The sequence below is a fragment of the Martinezella lusitana genome, assembly GCF_014207095.1.
In the GTDB taxonomy this organism is placed as follows: Bacteria; Pseudomonadota; Alphaproteobacteria; order Rhizobiales; family Rhizobiaceae; genus Rhizobium; species Rhizobium lusitanum_B.
On sequence record NZ_JACHBG010000005.1, the window covers coordinates 197,244 to 215,007 of the forward strand.

Genomic DNA, 17,764 nt, shown 5'->3' on the forward strand with positions numbered 1-17,764 from the left:
CCCGCATAGGGTGAGCTGGCCGGTGCCTCAGCCCTCCAGCTCCTCACGCAGCATCTCAAGCTCCAGCCATTCCTCTTCCATCTTGGTCAGGTTCTCACGCAGCTTTTCCATCTCGGCCGCAAGACGGTTGAACGTGGCGGGATCCTTGGTGAAGAGGTTCGGATCGGCCATCTTCTTTTCGCGCGCAGCGATCTCGGCTTCCGCCTTGGCCATTTCATTGGGCAGGTTTTCGAGGGCGAACTTCTGCTTGTAAGAGAGCTTGTTCTTGCCTTTCGAGGCGTCGCCGGACGATGATGACGCTTCCGCAGCCTTCGGCTTCTCGGCCGCCTTTTCAGCGCGCTTGCGCTCTTCGATCACGCCCTTGCGCTGGGCAAGCATATCGGAATAGCCGCCGGCATATTCGATCCAGCGGCCATCGGGATCTTCCGGGTTGGCCGGCGCGATCGTCGATGTCACGGTGCGGTCTAGAAAATCGCGGTCGTGGCTGACGAGGATGACCGTGCCGGAAAAACCGGAAACGATTTCCTGCAGCAGATCCAGCGTCTCGATGTCGAGATCGTTCGTCGGCTCGTCGAGGATCAGCAGATTGGTCGGCCGCGACAGGATGCGCGCCAGCATCAGCCTCGCACGCTCGCCGCCGGAGAGATTCTTGATCGGCGTGCGCGCCTGCTCCGGCTGGAAGAGGAATTCCTTCATGTAGCCGGTCACATGCCGCTGCTCGCCATTGACGAGGAGGTTCTCGCCGCGACCGTCGGTCAGGTAGTTGGCGAGCGTGTCTTCCGGGTTCAACTCCTCGCGCTTCTGGTCGAGCGTGGCGATCTCCAGATTGGTGCCGAGCTTCACCGTACCGCTATCAGGCTCCAGCTGGCCGGTCAGCATCTTCAAAAGTGTCGTCTTGCCGGCGCCGTTCGGACCGACGAGACCGATGCAATCGCCGCGATGGACGCGGATCGAGAACGGTGCGACGATCGCGCGGTCATTATAGGTCTTGGTGATCTTGTCGGCCTCGATCACCAGCTTGCCGCTTTCCTGCGCATCGGAGGCCGACGCCTGTACCGTGCCCAACGCACCCTTGTGGCCACGATGGCGGGCGCGCATATCCTGCAGCTCGCCGAGGCGGCGCATATTGCGCTTGCGCCGTGCGGTCACGCCATAACGCAGCCAGTGCTCCTCGCGCTCGATCGCCTTGCCGAGCTTGTGCTGTTCCAGCTCTTCGGCCTCGAGCACCTGATCGCGCCAGGCTTCGAAATGGGAAAAGCCCCTGTCCAGCCGGCGCGAGGTGCCGCGATCGAGCCAGACGGTCGCCGTCGAGACCTTCTCGAGAAAACGACGGTCGTGCGAGATCAGCACGAGCGCGCTGCGGCTCTTCTGCAGCTCGCCTTCCAGCCATTCGATGGTCGGCAGGTCGAGATGGTTCGTCGGCTCGTCGAGCAGCAGGATATCCGGCTCGGGCGCCATGACGCGGGCGAGAGCCGCGCGACGCGCCTCGCCGCCCGAGAGGTTCTTCGGGTCTTCCTCGCCAGTCAGACCGAGATGGGAGAGGAGATAGGTGACGCGATAGGGATCGTCGCCCGGTCCGAGGCCGGCTTCGGCATAGGCCGCCACGGTCTTGTAACCGGCGAAATCCGGCGCCTGTTCGAGATAGCGCACGGTCGACGACGGATGGCGGAACACCTCACCCGACTGCGCTTCGACGATGCCGGCAGCGATCTTCAGAAGCGTCGACTTGCCGGAACCGTTGCGTCCGACCAGGCAGATCTTGTCACCCGGCTCGACCTGCAGACCGGCGCCGGCCAGAAGAGGCGCGCCGCCAAAGCTCAGGAAGATGTCGTCGAGTTTCAGAATAGGAGGGGCCAAGATCAGACTCCGCTGAGATCATAAGGGCGGGCAAGAACGATCGCCCTGCCGCTGCCGAGCGAAAAGCGAACTGCACCTTCCGCCACATTGGAAATGGTGCGCGACCCGCCGAAGGGCAGATGGAAGTCGCGCAAGGGATAACGGGCATTTTCGATGAAAAGGCCCGTGAGATCGCTGAAACCGAGCACCGAAAACAGCGAGCCGGCCGGTAGATCGAGTTCCAGTTTACCCGGTGGCAGCGGTACGGCCTCCTCATCACCCGAGGTCAGCAGTACATCGAAGCCCTTTTCGGCGAGCTGTAGACCATAGAGCAAATGCTGGATCGCATGATCCGAACGCTCGCCGCCCATGGCGCCGGCCAGGATCAGCCTCACGGCGCCTCGGTCGATCGCGTCCGATACGGCAATCTCGCCATCGGTTGCCGCTTTCGCCGCCGGATAGGGTTGCTTCGTCACGTCCGAAAATGCTTCGAGCAGATCCGCCGGCGTGGAATCAAAGTCACCGACCCACAGTTCCGGCTCGGCTCCAAGCGCGATGGCATGGCGCATGCCGCCATCGGCGGCAATGAAACGGCTACCTGAAACGGCCGCACGCAGCCGGTCCGTCAGACGAAGCTCGCCGCCAAGCAGGATGGTGAAGGTGGTGGACTGGTTCATGGGCCAAGCCCATAGCGCAAAGTCCTACACCTAGGGAAGAGCGCCGTTCGCCAGAACAGCCCAGTCGGGCCGGTCAGTCGGTTGTTTCCTTCATACAATCCTGGAAAATGCGCTCATAGCCGGTAACATATCGATCAAATAGCCATGAAAAGCTCTCGACATCTTCGGGCGACCAGTCGGCGAAAATGCTTTCGATCACCGCGTGCTTTTGCGCCTGGATATCGGCCAGCAAGCGCTGCCCAAGCGCGGTCAACACCACGACGATGCGTCGCGCATCCGCCTGCGAGGCCTTGCGCCGCAACACGCCCCGCGCCACCATGTCGGCGACGATGCGGCTTGCCCGTGAAGGATCGATGCGCAGCAGCTCGGCGATGGTGCCGACGGTCACTTCGCCCGTACCCTCGGCCCGCCTTACAGCGTCGAGCACATCGAGATGCGAAAGCTCAAGTCCGGGAGCAACGTTACGAATGGCAAGCCTGCCGATCATGCGGCGGCCTGTCAGCAGACGCATGCGCAACATCGCCTGACCGATGCGCTGGAACCTCTCGTCCTCGGCCGGCGCCTGGGCTTCAACTTCGCGTGTATTCGTCACAGATGTCATCCTTCCACCATAGCAGAGGTTGAGAGGAAACAAAACATGCAAATGGCAATCACTTGCCATTGACAATTATATGCTAATAGCACATATGCTTCATCCATGAAGACTGGGCGTCCCGCGCATTCGCTCGATAGCGCAACGCTCCGGCCAAGTTCGGATTTGTTGCCCCATGGACATGCAGACAAAGTTCGCGCCGCTCGTGGCGGATCATAGACGGCGGCTTATTCTCTTCCTGTTCCTGATGACCGCCATGTTCATGGCCACGCTCGACAACCAGATCGTATCGACGGCGCTCCCGACAATCGTCGGCGAATTTGGCCATCTCGAACGCTTCGGCTGGATCGGATCGGCCTATCTCCTCTCCCTTTCCGCCGTCATGCCGGTCTACGGCAAGCTCGGCGATCTCTTCGGCCGCAAATATGTGATGATGACGGCGATCGCGATCTTCACGATCGGCTCCGCCGTCTGCGGCCTTGCGGTTTCGATGAACACGCTGATCGCCGCCCGCGTGCTGCAGGGCTTCGGCGGTGGCGGCATCATGGTCTCGATCTTCGCCGTCAACGCCGACCTCTTCGAACCGCGCGAGCGCGCCCGCTACCAGAGCTATTCCAGCCTCGTGCTGATGGCATCCGGCGCCGTCGGCCCCGTCCTTGGCGGCACGATGAGCGATCTGTTCGGCTGGCGCTCCATCTTCCTCGTCAACGTACCGATCGGCTTCATTGTGCTGGCCGGCCTCGCCACCATGCTGCCCTACCGCAAGCCGGTCCGCCGACCGAAGATCGATTATGCCGGCGCGATCGTCCTTGCCTTGACGACGACAAGCATCGTGCTTGCCGCAGATGGCAGCGAGCTTTTCGGATCGCTCTTGTCGCCGCAATGCCTCGGCATCATCGCTTTCGGCGTCCTCTGCGCCGTCACCTGGGTCTTTATCGAGCGCCGCGCGCCGGAGCCGATCGTCCCGATGTCGCTCTTCCGCAATCCGACATTCGGCCGGCTTCTGATCATCTCGATCACCAGCGGCGCCGTCGCCATCGGCATGGTCAACTACTTCGCGCTGTTCCTGCAGACCACAACCGGCCTTTCGCCTTCGACAACCGGATTGCTGTTCATTCTGCTGACCGGCGGCCTCGTCTGCGGCTCCCTGTCTGCCGGCCGGCTGATCGCAGCAAGGGGACGCTACAAGCCTTTCGCGGTCGCCAGCGCCGCCTGCAGCACCATCGCCTTTGCCTCGCTCGGCTTCGTCCATGCCGGAACGCCGATCGCCGTCATCGGCGCTTTGATGCTGCTGCATGGCATCGGCATCGGCCTTGCCCAGCAGGTGCCCGTCATCGGCGTGCAGAACGCGGCAGCGGCCCGCGACGTCGGCGCTGCGACCGGCGCTGTCACGCTCTCGCGCATGGGCGGCGCCTCGATCGCCATCTCGATCTACGGCGCCATCATTGCCGCAAAGCTTGGCAATATCGGCGTTTCCATACCCGGTGTGTCCGATATCGAACAGCTGACTCCGAAGATGATGGCCGCCTTGCCCGAGGCAACCCGCGAAGCCGTCGCCAACGCCTATGCGGGTGCCTTCAGCCCGCTTTTCATGACCGCTGCCGGCATCTGCCTGCTCGGCCTGCTGACGTCTCTCACGCTGAAAAACGTGCAGCTTCCCGGCGCCAGCAAGGCGCAGGAAAACGCCGCCGTCGCGGAAGCTGCCGAGTAGGTCTTCCATGCTGCAATCGACAAGGGAATCATTTCCCTTGTCATCCCTTCGTCACAGGGCTAAATCTGCCGACGCTCTAACGGGGTGCCTTATGTCCAATCGGACATCTGGCTGAGAGGCTTTCACCGGCCAACCCGCGGAACCTGATCCGGCTAACACCGGCGGAGGGATTAGACGCGTGACGAAATCATAGCGCCCTTTTCCCCTTCAAGACGAAACCAAAGAGGAGGCGCTGCCATGCACGACCGTTCGCTATTGTCATTCATCACCGGCCTGGCGCTCGCCGCCGGAACGACGTTTTTCGCCGCCCAGCCTGCCGCTGCCGCCGATAAGACGCTGACCATCTATACCTATGAGAGCTTCACGTCCGAATGGGGTCCCGGCCCGAAGGTCAAAGCCGCCTTCGAAAAGACCTGCGGCTGCACGGTCAATTACGTCAGCGTCACCGATGGCGTTGCGCTTCTCTCCCGCCTGAAGCTCGAAGGCGCCGGCACCAAGGCCGATGTCGTCCTCGGCCTCGATACCAACCTCGTCGACGAAGCCAAGGATACCGGCCTTTTCGACGCAAGCGGCGTCGATACCTCGGCACTGAAGGTTCCCGGCGACTTTAAGAACGATATCTTCGTGCCCTATGACTACGGCCATTTCGCCGTCATCTACGACACACAGACAATCAAGAATCCGCCTAAGAGCATGAAGGATCTCGTCGAGGGCGACCCCAAGCAGAAGATCGTCATCGAAGATCCCCGCACCTCGACGCCCGGCCTCGGCCTGCTGCTCTGGGTAAAGTCGATCTATGGTGATAAATCAGCCGATGCCTGGGCAAAGCTCAAGGGCCGCATCCTGACGGTAACGCCCGGCTGGTCGGAAGCCTACGACCTCTTCACCAAGGGCGAAGCACCAATGGCGCTCTCCTACACGACGTCGCCGGCCTATCACATGATCGAGGAGAAGACCGACCGCTATCAGGCCGCCGGCTTCTCCGAGGGACATTACATCCAGATCGAGGTTGCCGGTCTCATCAAGTCGTCACCCAATAAGGACCTGGCCCACGACTTCCTGAAGTTCATGGTCTCTCCGGGCTTCCAGGACATCATCCCGACAAGCAACTGGATGATGCCGGTCTCGGCCACCTCGACGCCGCTGCCGGACGCCTTCGGCAAGCTCGTCGTGCCGTCAAAGACCTTCCTCATCAGCCCCGATGTCGTCGAAAAGAACCGCAAGGCCTGGATCGACGAGTGGCTGACGGCCACCAGCGGCAACTGATATCGCGACCATGCTCACGGCATCCGAAAGAAGGCGTGCCATTTCCGGCGGGGCGCTCAGCCTCGCTGGCATCGCGCTTTTCGTTGGGATCGCCGTGGTAATCCTGCTTGCCGCCGGGATCAACTCCGGCGGCCACAACCCGTTGACCGACCCCTACCTGCTGCGCGTGCTGCAGTTCACACTGCTGCAGGCGATCCTATCGACATTGCTTTCCGTCGCGCTCGCCATACCGGTCGCCCGCGCGCTTGCGCGCCAGCCGCGCTTTCCCGGCCGGCTATGGCTGATCCGGCTGATGGCCGTGCCCATGGGTCTGCCGGTGCTGATCGGCGCGCTCGGCCTGCTCGGCATATGGGGCCGGCAGGGTCTGCTCAATCAGGCGCTTGCAACCCTTGGCCTATCGCAGCCGATCAGCATCTATGGCTTGGCCGGCATTCTGCTGGCGCACGTCTTCTTCAACATGCCGCTCGCCTGCCGGCTGATGCTGGCCGGGCTGGAGCGTGTGCCGGCGGAATATTGGCTGGTAGCCGGCGGCCTCGGCATGAAACCACATTCCGTATTCCGCTTTATCGAGTGGCCTGTGCTGCGCGGCCTCATCCCCGGCATTGCCGGGCTGATCTTCATGCTCTGCGCCACCAGCTTCACGCTGGTGCTAACCCTCGGCGGCGGTCCGGCCGCAACGACACTGGAAGTCGCGATCTATCAGGCGTTGCGTTTCGATTTCGATCCTGGCCGCGCCGTGATGCTGTCGCTGCTGCAGATCGTCGTTACGGCGGCGATCCTCGGAGCGATGACGCTGTTTCCCTCGGCGGACGACCACGGGCTGACGAGCGGCCGTGCCCTGCGGCGCATCGACGGGCAACTGCGCGGCGCCCGATGGGCCGACGCCGCCTTGCTGCTTGCCGCCGCCCTCTTCATCGGCCTGCCACTCGCATCCGTCATTGTCGCTGGTCTCGAAGCCAATCTTCTCAAGCTCGCCGGTCAGGCGATCTTTCTGCAGGCAGCCATAACCAGCCTCGGAATCGCGCTTGCCGCCGGGCTTTTGGCCGTCGCGATATCGTTTGCCATCATTCATGCCCGCTCGGTGATCTCCGCGGATCGCAAGAAATCGCGGAGCCTGCGCAGCCTTGCGGCTACCCTGACGGGAGCCTCCTCGCTCATTCTGCTCGTTCCGCCGATTGTGCTGGCGACCGGCTGGTTCCTGGCGCTGCGCTCGCTCGGCGACCCCAGCCGATTTGCGGCAATCCTGATCGTCGTCATCAACGCGCTGATGGCACTTCCTTTCGCTATCCGGGTATTGGAGCCGGCCTATGCCGTTCATCGGCGGCGCACCGCGCGGCTGGCTGCAAGCCTTGGCCTTCAAGGCGTAACGCGACTCCGGCTCATTGATTGGCCCGGCCTTCGCAAGCCCCTCTTCACCGCGCTCTCCTTCGCCATGGCGCTTTCGCTCGGCGATCTCGGCGCCGTGGCCCTCTTCGGCTCCAGCAGCCTGATGACCCTGCCCTGGCTGGTCTACAGCAAGCTTGGCAGTTACCGCACCAACGACGCCGATGGATATGCCCTGATCCTTGGCATGGTATGCTTTCTCCTCACCATCGCCGGCACGGTGGGCCAGGGCGCTCGCGACGGTGAAGGCAAGCAAGATGACTGACGGCAGCAATATGATCGAACGCAGCATCGCGATGACAGGCGTCGAATTGCGGCTCGGAACGCATGATTTCCGCTTCGATTGCACATTGCCGCAGGGCGGAATCATTGCGGTTGCCGGACCTTCCGGTTCGGGCAAATCGACCTTCCTCAATCTCTTGGCCGGCTTCGAACAACCCGATCGGGGCCGCGTTCTCCTCGCCGGACAGGACGTGACCGGCAAACATCCCGCTGAGCGGCCGGTATCGCTCGTCTTCCAAGACAACAATCTCTTTGCCCATCTCGACCTTTTCACCAATGTTGGGCTGGGCATCAACCCTTCGCTGAAGCTCTCCGCGCAGGACCGGCAAAGGGTCTCGGAGGCACTTGCGCGCGTCGGGCTGGCCGGTTTCGAACGGCGTGAACCCGGAACCCTATCGGGTGGCGAACGCCAGCGTGCCGCTTTCGCCAGGGCATTAGTGCGCGACAAGCCGATCCTGCTCCTGGACGAACCCTTCGCAGCGCTCGATCCCGGACTGCGCTCCGGCATGGTTGAATTACTGAAAACCCTGCACCGGGAGACCCGCAATACGGTGCTGATCGTCTCGCACGATCCTGCGGAGGTGCGGCGCCTTGCCGACCATGCCGTCTTTATCGACGGCGGCAGAATCGCACTTTCCGCCCCCATCGAGACGTTTCTAAACACCGTCGATATCCCGGCACTTACAACATTTCTCCGCCATTAAGTGCGGCGCAGCATTATGCCGCGGGCTTTGCCTTAATTTCGTCGCGCCGAGCGGCTGAAAGTCCGGGGAAATGCTTGCTAAAATACAACGCTGCCACATTTAAACGGAGTCTCGCTATGCAACCGGTGCCAAAATCGGCTACAGCAAAAGGTGGAGACCGTCCGGGCAAATGCGGATCGATGGGGTAAAGGCAACCTTTATCGGCGCGCGACGATGATCCGCCCGGTCATGATCAACCGGATTTGGCGCCGAGCCGGCATGGCAGCGAAATGAGTGAGACACTGGTAAACAAGCAGAGCGAACGAGCAGAACGAAGGATCAGAGCGATCGTCGCAGCCCGTTTGCGCCGCTTGGCGCCTCTTCTTGTCGCCGCAGCGATGCTGAACAGTTGCCAAACGGTGATGGATCAGTCGTATCAGCCGAGCGTCTCGCCTTCGGCCAATCCGCAGATCGTTTCCGAGGTACAGAAGAACGACCCGCGCGCGCAAATGGGAGCCCGCGAACATCCGCGCATTCTCGCGAGCTACGGCGGCGAGTATAAGGACGCCAAGACGGAGCGCCTCGTTGCCCGCATTGCCGGCGCCTTGACCAGCGTGTCGGAGAACCCGCAGCAGTCCTATCGCATCACCATTCTCAATTCGCCATCGATCAACGCCTTCGCGCTGCCGGGCGGCTATCTTTACGTGACGCGCGGCCTGCTGGCCTTGGCCAACGACGCGTCGGAAGTCGCCGCAGTCCTGTCGCATGAAATGGCGCACGTCACTGCCAATCACGGCATCGAACGACAGAAGCGCGAAGAGGCTGAAGTCATTGCCAGCCGCGTCGTTGCTGAAGTTCTGTCAAGCGATCTTGCCGGCAAGCAGGCGCTTGCCCGCGGCAAGCTGCGTCTCGCCGCATTCTCGCGCCAGCAGGAACTGCAGGCGGACGAGATCGGTATCCGCACGCTCGGCCAAGCCGGCTACGACCCCTATGCCGCAGCGCGCTTCCTCAACGCCATGGAAGACTACAGCCGCTTCATGACGGCCAATTCCGACGCCGATCAGAGTCTGGACTTCTTGTCGAGCCATCCGAGCACGCCACAGCGCATCGACCTTGCCAAGGCGCATGCCCGCCAATTCGGCGAGGAAGGCAAAGTCGGCGACACCGGGCGCGGTTACTATCTAGGCGGCATTGACGGCCTGCTCTATGGCGACAGCCCCGAAGAAGGCTATGTGCGCGGCCAGACCTTCCTGCATGGCGGCCTCGGCATCCGTTTCGACGTGCCGCCCGATTTCCGCATCGACAACAAGGTCGAAGCCGTCATGGCGACTGGCCCGGGCGACATCGCCATCCGTTTCGACGGCGTCGCCGATACCCAGAACCAGAATCTGACGAATTATATTTCCAGCGGCTGGGTAACCGGCCTCGATCCCTCGTCGATCAAGTCGATCACCGTCAACGGCATGCCGGCCGCAACCGCGCGCGCCTCCGCCGACCGTTGGGATTTCGACGTCACGGTGATCCGCGACCGCACGCAAATTTTCCGCTTCCTGACGGCAGTTCCGAAGGGAAATATCGCCCAGCTGGATCAGACGGCCAATGTGCTACGCGCGAGCTTCCGGCACATGACACCGGAAGAGGCGGCATCGCTAAAGCCGCTGCGCGTTCGCGTCGTTACCGTCAAGCCGGGCGACACGATCACCACGCTTGCCGCCCGCATGATGGGCACCGACCGCAAGCTCGACCTGTTCAAATTGATCAATGCCCTGCCCACCGGCGCAAGCATCGCACCGGGCGACAAGGTCAAGATTATCGCCGAATAGAACAATTCACGGAAAAGGCCGAAGCGGTTTTCCGTCCAATATTGCGTAACAACAAAGAGAGCATTTTCGCGTTTCGCAGAAAAGCGGAAAGGCTGTAGGGGCGTTACCTTCTCCCCACCGGGAGAAGGCTGCTGTCAGGCGTAGCTCGCCATGCGCGGATCGGCGTCGACCAAGGCGCAACGAAGCTTGTCCATCGCGCGGCTCTCGATCTGTCGAACGCGCTCCTTGGAGATGCCGAGATCGGCACCAAGCTCCTCCAGCGTCGCGCCGTCTTCGACAAGGCGGCGAGCACGGATGATCTTCATTTCACGCTCATTGAGGTGTTTCAGCGCCGATGCGAGCCAGACGCGGCGGCGTTCGCCGTCGATCATGTCCGAGACCTGTTCGTCCGGAAGCGGCTCGCTGCTGATCAGAAAATCGATGCGCTCGGCGCTTTCGGAATCGCCCGATATCGACGGTGCCTGCAGCGAAGTGTCGCTGCCGGAAAGACGCGCATCCATCGTCTGCACATCGGCGAGGCTGACACCGAGCGTCACGGCGATTTCCTCATGGATGGCCTGGACGGTGACGTTCGAATCGCTTCGCGCGAGCTTGGCGCGCAGACGGCGAAGATTGAAGAACAGCGCCTTCTGCGCCGAACTCGTGCCACCGCGAACGATCGACCAGTTACGCAGGATATAATCCTGGATCGACGCGCGGATCCACCAGCTGGCATAGGTCGAAAAACGCACTTCCCGCTCCGGCTCAAACCTTGCCGCCGCTTCCAACAGACCTACATAGCCCTCTTGTACGAGATCGCTCATCGGCAAGCCGAAATTGCGAAACTTGCCCGCCATCGAAATAACAAGGCGCATATGGGCGGTTGCGATCTGATTGCGGGCGCCGCGATCCTCATGGTCCTTCCAGCGTATGGCAAGGTCATGCTCTTCGTCGCGATCGAGATAGGGAGCAGCCATTGCGACTTTGATCATTCGCCGATCTGCAGACATATTCGTCATATGCATCTCCTGGGTTCGGCCTCAAATCGTCTCTATGCCGCGGTCGACGAGAAGGGCAGCAGTCATCGTTTCCGGACATCGCTGTTCGGATGAAAATCAATTGAATGAAATGCGAAATTGGAGACCGATCTCCGGCGCGCCGGATGATCGATGACTAGTCTAGTTCGATCTCATCGAACGGGTCTGACGATTGAAGCATCTTCAGATCGCCGGGGAGCTTCGGATGAAAACGCATAGGCCGGTCCTCGTGAACATTCATGAAGCGGCCTGCCTGGAAATTCTCCTACCGGAGAGCACCCACACCAACCGCAAACACGAGGTTAAAACGCGGCAGCACGAAAAAGGTTCCAAAGAAAAAACCCGGCGCGAAGGCCGGGTTTTTAAAAGTGGTATAGGGCGCCTTGGCCTTATGCGGCTTCGTCCTGGGAATCGTCTTCCTCGATGACCTTGCCACGCTTCGGACCCTTGTTGAGATTGGTCTCGACAAGGCGGACAGCTTCCGTTTCCGACATCTTGTTGACGGCGGCAATTTCGCGCGCCATGCGATCAAGCGCAGCCTCATAAAGCTGACGTTCGGAATAGGACTGTTCCGGCTGGTTCTCGGCGCGATAGAGGTCGCGAACCACTTCCGCAATCGAGATCAGATCGCCGGAATTGATCTTGGCATCATATTCCTGGGCGCGGCGCGACCACATGGTGCGCTTCACGCGGGCTTTGCCCTGCACGACCTTCAATGCACGATCGACGAAATCCGTCTCGGAGAGCTTGCGCATGCCGATGCTCATGGCCTTGGCCACCGGCACCTTCAGGCGCATCTTGTCTTTCTCGAAGTCGATTACGAACAGCTCGAGCTTCATGCCCGCAACTTCCTGCTCTTCGATCGCAGTGATCGTGCCGACACCGTGGGCCGGATAAACGATCGCTTCACCAGTCTTGAAGCCATGGCGTGCTGCTGAAGGTTTTTTCTGCTGGGTCGTCATTCTTTTCAAAAACTCCCTGTTACGCGCCCGGGTTAAGGGCCGGGGCCGGGTCAGTCAGGCCCGGATGAGACGGAAGCACCGTCAAGGACTTCATCCTGGTCCAGCCAGACTCATGCAAACACTAACCCATCCATCGCGACCCCAGACCCGACACACAAAACGTTGATATGGCAGGGAAACCGCGTACGGATTGGCTATTTGCTTTCGTGATGGTTTTGGGCATGCGAAATGCCGCTGTGGATCAGTATGAGCAAGCTATCACAAAAATCTGAGGAAATCAATAATTTGCTTCACGCACGCCAAAATGGCCACGTTGACCACCATGCGGCTCAGCCGTGGTGATTCGCTCCGTGCAATATCGACTACACCTTTATGGGCGGCCTGTCACCGCCCCTGATCAATCGCCGGCGCCGGGATTCGTCGAGAAATACTTCTCGAACTTACCCTGCTCGCCGTCCATCTCCTTGGCTTCCGGAAGCGCGTCACGCTTGACCGTGATATTCGGCCAGATGGATGCATATTCGGCATTGATCTTCAGCCACTTGTCGAGGCCCGGCTCCGTATCGGGCTTGATAGCCTCCGCCGGACATTCCGGTTCGCAGACGCCGCAATCGATGCATTCGTCGGGATGGATGACGAGGAAATTCTCGCCCTCGTAGAAGCAGTCGACAGGGCAGACTTCTACGCAATCGGTATACTTGCAGCGGATGCAATTGTCGGTCACGACATATGTCATGAAGCACTCCAGGAATGTCTCTAGCTTCCGCGGTTGCGCAACCTGGAACGTCGCACCTTGTCCACGGAGCCGAACGAGCAGACGAATGCGCATTGCGCAGACTCGCCGTCCAGCTGGTTACCGGCAGGTTGATCGTGAGGTACCGACTTTATCAGCCAATTTCAAGGACAAACAATCTTCAAAACCGCCGGTGACGGACAGAGTTTTCTAATCATCGTCCGAGATCAGACGATCGATTGCGCGCCGGTCGCGTTTGGTCGGCCTGCCGCTGCCCGGCGCCCGCTGAGCCTGCTCGAAGGGGGTGAGGTGTTTTGCCTCACTCGGCGGCGGTGTCAGGTCTTCATAGAGGAGCTTGGCTTCCTCGAAAGGCCCTCTGCGTTCACCGGCTGCCCGCACGATCAGGATGATGTCGCGACGCTCCAGCGAGAGCTCTATACGGTCGCCGACCTTCAAATTGTAGCTTGGCTGAACGACGCGATCACCGTTCACCCGCACGCTGCCATTCTGCACATACAGCTGCGCCAGCGAGCGGGATTTCACCATCCGGGCAAAGAAGAGCCATTTGTCGATGCGCTGGCGCGAACCGGAAAATGGCTGCTTCTCGTCCTTCATGGCCTATTTCTTCATCTGCTCCTTGAGGGCAGCGAGCTTTGCGAACGGAGAATCCGGATCGATCGGCTTTTCCTTGCGCGGCGGCTTTGCTTCGAAGCGCAGAGGCTGCGATGCGCCACGGTTGTTGCGATCATTCCGATTGTTGCGATCGTTTCGGTCGCCACGCTCCTGACGGTCGTTTCGCTCGCCACGGCCACCCTGTTGCTGCGGACGGCCGCCCTCGCGATTGTTACCACGCGGACCCTTGTCACCGCCACGAGCTTCACGCCCGTCACGACGATCACGACCCTCGCGGTTGCCTTCACCGCTTGCCTGCTCGCCGCCAGCGCGACGATTGCCTTGATGACCGCGGCCTTCGCCCTGCTGGCCACGACGATCGCCGTGACCACGGCCGCCCTGACGCTGCTGCTGATCGCTGCGTCCGCCAAGACGCCAAAGCAGAACCGACTTCGGCTCGACAACTTCGGCATCGGGAGCCACAACTTCGGCTGCAGCAGCAGCTTCAACCGGGGCAGCCTCGGCAGCCGGAGCTACTTCCTGCGCAACGGCTTCTGCCTCCTTAGCCGGCTCTTCGCTAGCTGCGTCGGCATCGTCATGGTCAGCACTCTCGCCAGCAGCTTCCGCTACCGGCGCCGGCGCGGCGCTCGCATCCTGCTGCGCCAGGAAGGCAGCTGCCTCCTCCGGCTTCACGGCATCAGCGCGATAGCCGAGACCCTTGAGGATCTCTTCCATGTCTTCGAGCGTTGCACCGAGGATGGAGAGCATCGCCGTCGTCGTCGTGAATCGGCGACCGTCATAGGCACCTTCCGGGCGCGAAGCCTGGCCGGGCTTCCACTGCAGCAGCGGACGGATGAGGTCCGCCAGGCGCTCGAGAATGTCGATGCGCACCGCACGCTTGCCGAGGAACCTGAAGCCCGCCAGCTTGTAAAACATACGCTCGTAGCTCGGATCCGTGACGACAGACGTACGGCCTGCGGCCAGTACGGGGATCAAATCACCATAGCCCGGCTTGTCGAGACCGTCGTTCTTCAATGCCCAAAGCAAAGTGATGAGCTCGGCCGGAGCCGGCTTTAGCAGTGCGGGCACGAAAATATGGTAGGCGCCGAAGCGAACGCCGTAGCGACGCATGGAGGCGCGTCCATCCTGATCCAGCGACTTTACCTCTTCGGTAACGTCGCGGCGGAACAGAACGCCGAGATTCTCCACCAGCTGGAAAGCCAGGCCCTTGGCGAGGCCCTGCAGATCTTCGGCGCGCTGGAGATCGTCCAACGGCTTCAGGATCGTGCTGATGTGATGATTCACAAAACGCTCGATACGCGCGGCGACATGATCACGCGCATTGCCCGTCAGCTGCTCGTCGGCGAGCAGGATGACGCGCGGACGCATGATGTGATCGCTGCCCGACAGGCGCGCCACAGGGTCGCCAAGCCAGCGCACCAGACCATCGGCACTGATCGCAAGATCGCCGTTGCCAGCCGCATGCATGCGGGCGGCACGCGCCTCGAATTCCAGCGCGAGCGCCTTCAGCGAGGCAGCCTGGACAGCTTTGGCGTCCGGCCCCTCGGTTCCCGAGATAGGCGTGAACCGGAATCCGGTCAACTGTCCCACATGATGCCCTTCGACGAAGACATCCCCATTCACACTGATTTCAGCTTCCAGCATCGCATTCTCTCTCAGGCGCTTCATGAGCACAGATGTCCTGCGATCAACAAAGCGTTTCGTCAACCTCTCATGTAACGCGTCGGACAATCGATCCTCGATTTCCCGCGTCTTTTCTTGCCAGTGTGTCGGATCGGCAAGCCAGCCGGGCCGATTCGACACATAGGTCCAAGTCCTTATCTGCGCGATTCGCGCCGAAAGCGTGTCGATCTCCCCATCTGTCCGATCGGCGCGATGCACCTGTTCGGCGAGGAAATCCTCTTTCACCGTGCCATAGCGGACAAGATCGGAAAAGAGGGTGGCGATGAGATCGGCATGCTGGGCAGGCGTAATGCGCCGGTAGTCCGGAAGCGCACAGGCCTCCCATAATTTCTCAACCCGGGCCGGGTTGTTGGCAAGATCGACAATCTCCAGATCGCGTGACAAATATTCCAACGCCTGCTGGTCTACCGCAGGCAGCGTCCGCGTCAAGCCCTGCACGCGTGGCGCGTCTTCCAGACTGGCACGCAATGCGGCAATTGAAGAGAAATCGAAATCCTTGGTGCGCCACTGCAACACCTTTACCGTATCGAACTCGTGCCCTTCGATCCGGCGCACCAGCTCGTCGTCGAAAGGATCGACCTGGCCGGTCACGCCGAAAGTGCCGTCCTTGAGATGACGGCCGGCACGGCCGGCGATCTGGCCTAGCTCGCCCGGATTGAGATTGCGGAACTGATAGCCGTCGAATTTGCGATCCTGGGCAAAGGCGACATGATCGACATCGAGGTTGAGGCCCATGCCGATCGCATCGGTCGCGACCAGATATTCGACGTCGCCGGCCTGATAGAGCGCAACCTGAGCGTTGCGGGTGCGTGGGCTGAGCGCGCCTAGCACCACCGCGGCGCCGCCGCGCTGACGGCGGATGAGCTCGGCGATCGCATAAACTTCGTCGGCGGAAAAGGCGACGATCGCGGTACGTTGCGGCAGACGCGTGATTTTCTTTTGCCCGGCATAGAAAAGGTGCGAAAGCCGCGGCCGTTCAAGAACGGTGATACCCGGCAGCAGCTGCTCCAGAATCGGCCGCATGGTGCCGGCGCCGAGCAGCAACGTCTCGTCCCGGCCGCGCAGATGCAGGATGCGGTCCGTGAAGATGTGACCACGCTCAAGGTCACCCGCCAGCTGCACTTCGTCGATAGCAACGAAGGAGGCGCGCGTCTCACGCGGCATGGCCTCCACCGTGCAGACCGAATAGCGCGCATTGGGTGGCGATATCTTCTCTTCACCCGTGACAAGCGCCACATGCTGCGGCCCGACTTTCTCGACCACGCGCGTATAAACCTCACGCGCCAGCAACCGCAGCGGCAGGCCGATAACGCCGCTGCCGTGCGCCACCATACGCTCGATGGCATAATGGGTCTTGCCGGTATTGGTCGGTCCGAGCACCGCGGTTACGCCGCGTCCGCTCAGGATCATAGGCTGGGAATTTTTAGTCATTGGTCCGTGCATGGGCGAGAAACTACCGTCTTCCGATCAGCAAGCTCCTCTGGAAGAAAGGAAGAGATGACGACCATATGTGACAAAGGCAAGACCTGAATGAAAAAACAACAGCCGCAACATTCGATTTCACAACAAGCCAATTCAACCAAAAGCTACATTACCCCCACAGCCCACGCGAGTCCCGGCGATTCCGGAACAGCCTGAGAACGAATCGGAGACGAATCGCTGACTCAGCAGCGTTCCCTATGTGTTCTCTACTATATATGGATTTCGATTGATAGAGTCCCACCAAATACTGAATCGCATTTTTCGCGCGTTCTTCCAGACAAGACGAGTCAAGCGGGGAGTCCTAGCTGGGCTGAAATTCGAATAAGTTCATGGTTAACAATCTGTAAATAATAGGTATTTTCTCACAGAGATCTGCCTAGTTAAGATTCGGCTCAAAACCTGAACGAATCGGCGATTTCGGCCGATTCCGCCTTTGTTCTACACCATATATGGTGCCTCTCCGCTGGAATCACGCAGGACTCCGAAGGGTTGAAGCCGCGAATCACGCCGAATCCTGGATTGCGATTAATCTTTCAGCGAGTACAAATATAAAAATCGACATATACAACCAAAAGGTGTTCATATTAACGCTTCGATCAAAGCCGGAACGAATCGGCGACGAATCATTGATTCATGCGCGTATTTCATTTGTTCACGGCTATATATGGTGGCAACGGACCGATAGCGTCGCGACATGAAGAACTGCGATTGGCAGCAGGCAGCTGACGAATGTGCCGCCGTTAACGATTGAAATGTCCGAGCTCTACTTTTCGGCGACTATCCGTGGTGCCGATTGGCCGATGCCACGCCTTCATTCGCACGCTGGCTTGAGAGCTAAATTCCGGCCCAGACGGCTTCGATGTTAACCAAAGCCCAAAAGCAGAACGAATCACCGACGAATCGCAGACGTCGGTCCTTTCTTGTTTCGTTCACCGCAACCAGTTGTATTTTAATCATATTTTAACCATAGAGTTAACTCACATACCCCAGCGGTCCCGGCCG

At 60.4% G+C, this 17,764-nt stretch carries 13 protein-coding genes and 1 riboswitch; of the genes, 5 read left to right on the top strand and 8 right to left on the bottom strand.

Going from position 1 to position 17,764, the window contains the following annotated elements:
* Nucleotides 1-27 precede the first annotated feature (27 nt).
* From GGD46_RS13600 to GGD46_RS13610, 3 genes are all read right to left on the bottom strand, one after another.
* The gene (locus GGD46_RS13600; RefSeq protein ID WP_184704628.1) at nt 28-1,857 is read right to left on the bottom strand and encodes an ABC-F family ATP-binding cassette domain-containing protein; all 1,830 of its coding nucleotides are present in this window, start codon (nt 1,855-1,857) and stop codon (nt 28-30) included.
* Between the two features lie 2 nt (nt 1,858-1,859).
* Complete coding sequence (locus GGD46_RS13605; RefSeq protein WP_184704630.1) at nt 1,860-2,513, bottom strand: thiamine diphosphokinase; 654 nt, start codon at nt 2,511-2,513, stop codon at nt 1,860-1,862.
* A gap of 73 nt (nt 2,514-2,586) precedes the next feature.
* Nucleotides 2,587-3,114: a MarR family winged helix-turn-helix transcriptional regulator gene (locus GGD46_RS13610; RefSeq protein WP_184704633.1), complete on the bottom strand. Its 528-nt coding sequence runs from the start codon at nt 3,112-3,114 to the stop codon at nt 2,587-2,589.
* Between the two features lie 166 nt (nt 3,115-3,280).
* Here GGD46_RS13610 and GGD46_RS13615 point away from each other — a divergent pair, with 166 nt between their 5' ends.
* The 5 genes from GGD46_RS13615 (at nt 3,281) to GGD46_RS13635 (ending at nt 10,253) form a co-directional block, all read left to right on the top strand.
* Nucleotides 3,281-4,816 (top strand): MDR family MFS transporter, encoded by a 1,536-nt coding sequence (locus tag GGD46_RS13615; RefSeq protein WP_184704635.1) that lies wholly within the window; start codon nt 3,281-3,283, stop codon nt 4,814-4,816.
* A gap of 70 nt (nt 4,817-4,886) precedes the next feature.
* Nucleotides 4,887-5,003: riboswitch (TPP riboswitch) on the top strand.
* A gap of 50 nt (nt 5,004-5,053) precedes the next feature.
* On the top strand, nt 5,054-6,082 hold the full coding sequence (thiB, locus tag GGD46_RS13620; RefSeq protein WP_184704637.1) for a thiamine ABC transporter substrate binding subunit: 1,029 nt from the start codon (nt 5,054-5,056) through the stop codon (nt 6,080-6,082).
* A gap of 10 nt (nt 6,083-6,092) precedes the next feature.
* Complete coding sequence (thiP, locus tag GGD46_RS13625) at nt 6,093-7,730, top strand: thiamine/thiamine pyrophosphate ABC transporter permease ThiP (RefSeq protein WP_184704639.1); 1,638 nt, start codon at nt 6,093-6,095, stop codon at nt 7,728-7,730.
* Nucleotides 7,723-8,451, top strand: a complete 729-nt coding sequence (locus GGD46_RS13630) for an ATP-binding cassette domain-containing protein (RefSeq protein ID WP_184704641.1) — start codon at nt 7,723-7,725, stop codon at nt 8,449-8,451. The genes thiP and GGD46_RS13630 overlap by 8 nt, the downstream gene beginning before the upstream one ends.
* Nucleotides 8,452-8,828: 377 nt before the next feature.
* Nucleotides 8,829-10,253: a M48 family metalloprotease gene (locus GGD46_RS13635; RefSeq protein WP_184705033.1), complete on the top strand. Its 1,425-nt coding sequence runs from the start codon at nt 8,829-8,831 to the stop codon at nt 10,251-10,253.
* A 134-nt stretch (nt 10,254-10,387) separates the two neighbouring features.
* Here GGD46_RS13635 and GGD46_RS13640 read toward each other — a convergent pair whose 3' ends face one another.
* The 5 genes from GGD46_RS13640 to GGD46_RS13660 all read right to left on the bottom strand — a co-directional run bounded on the left by GGD46_RS13640 (nt 10,388) and on the right by GGD46_RS13660 (nt 16,711).
* Nucleotides 10,388-11,251: an RNA polymerase factor sigma-32 gene (locus GGD46_RS13640; RefSeq protein WP_184704643.1), complete on the bottom strand. Its 864-nt coding sequence runs from the start codon at nt 11,249-11,251 to the stop codon at nt 10,388-10,390.
* A gap of 407 nt (nt 11,252-11,658) precedes the next feature.
* A complete protein-coding gene (locus GGD46_RS13645; RefSeq protein WP_184704645.1) occupies nt 11,659-12,231 on the bottom strand; it encodes a CarD family transcriptional regulator in 573 nt (190 codons plus the stop codon).
* A gap of 397 nt (nt 12,232-12,628) precedes the next feature.
* Nucleotides 12,629-12,967, bottom strand: coding sequence for a ferredoxin FdxA (fdxA, locus tag GGD46_RS13650; protein WP_004127002.1), 339 nt, complete (start codon nt 12,965-12,967; stop codon nt 12,629-12,631).
* Between the two features lie 207 nt (nt 12,968-13,174).
* Nucleotides 13,175-13,579: an RNA-binding S4 domain-containing protein gene (locus GGD46_RS13655; protein WP_184704647.1), complete on the bottom strand. Its 405-nt coding sequence runs from the start codon at nt 13,577-13,579 to the stop codon at nt 13,175-13,177.
* 3 nt (nt 13,580-13,582) lie between these two features.
* Nucleotides 13,583-16,711, bottom strand: a complete 3,129-nt coding sequence (locus GGD46_RS13660; protein WP_184704649.1) for a helicase-related protein — start codon at nt 16,709-16,711, stop codon at nt 13,583-13,585.
* Nucleotides 16,712-17,764: the final 1,053 nt, after the last annotated feature.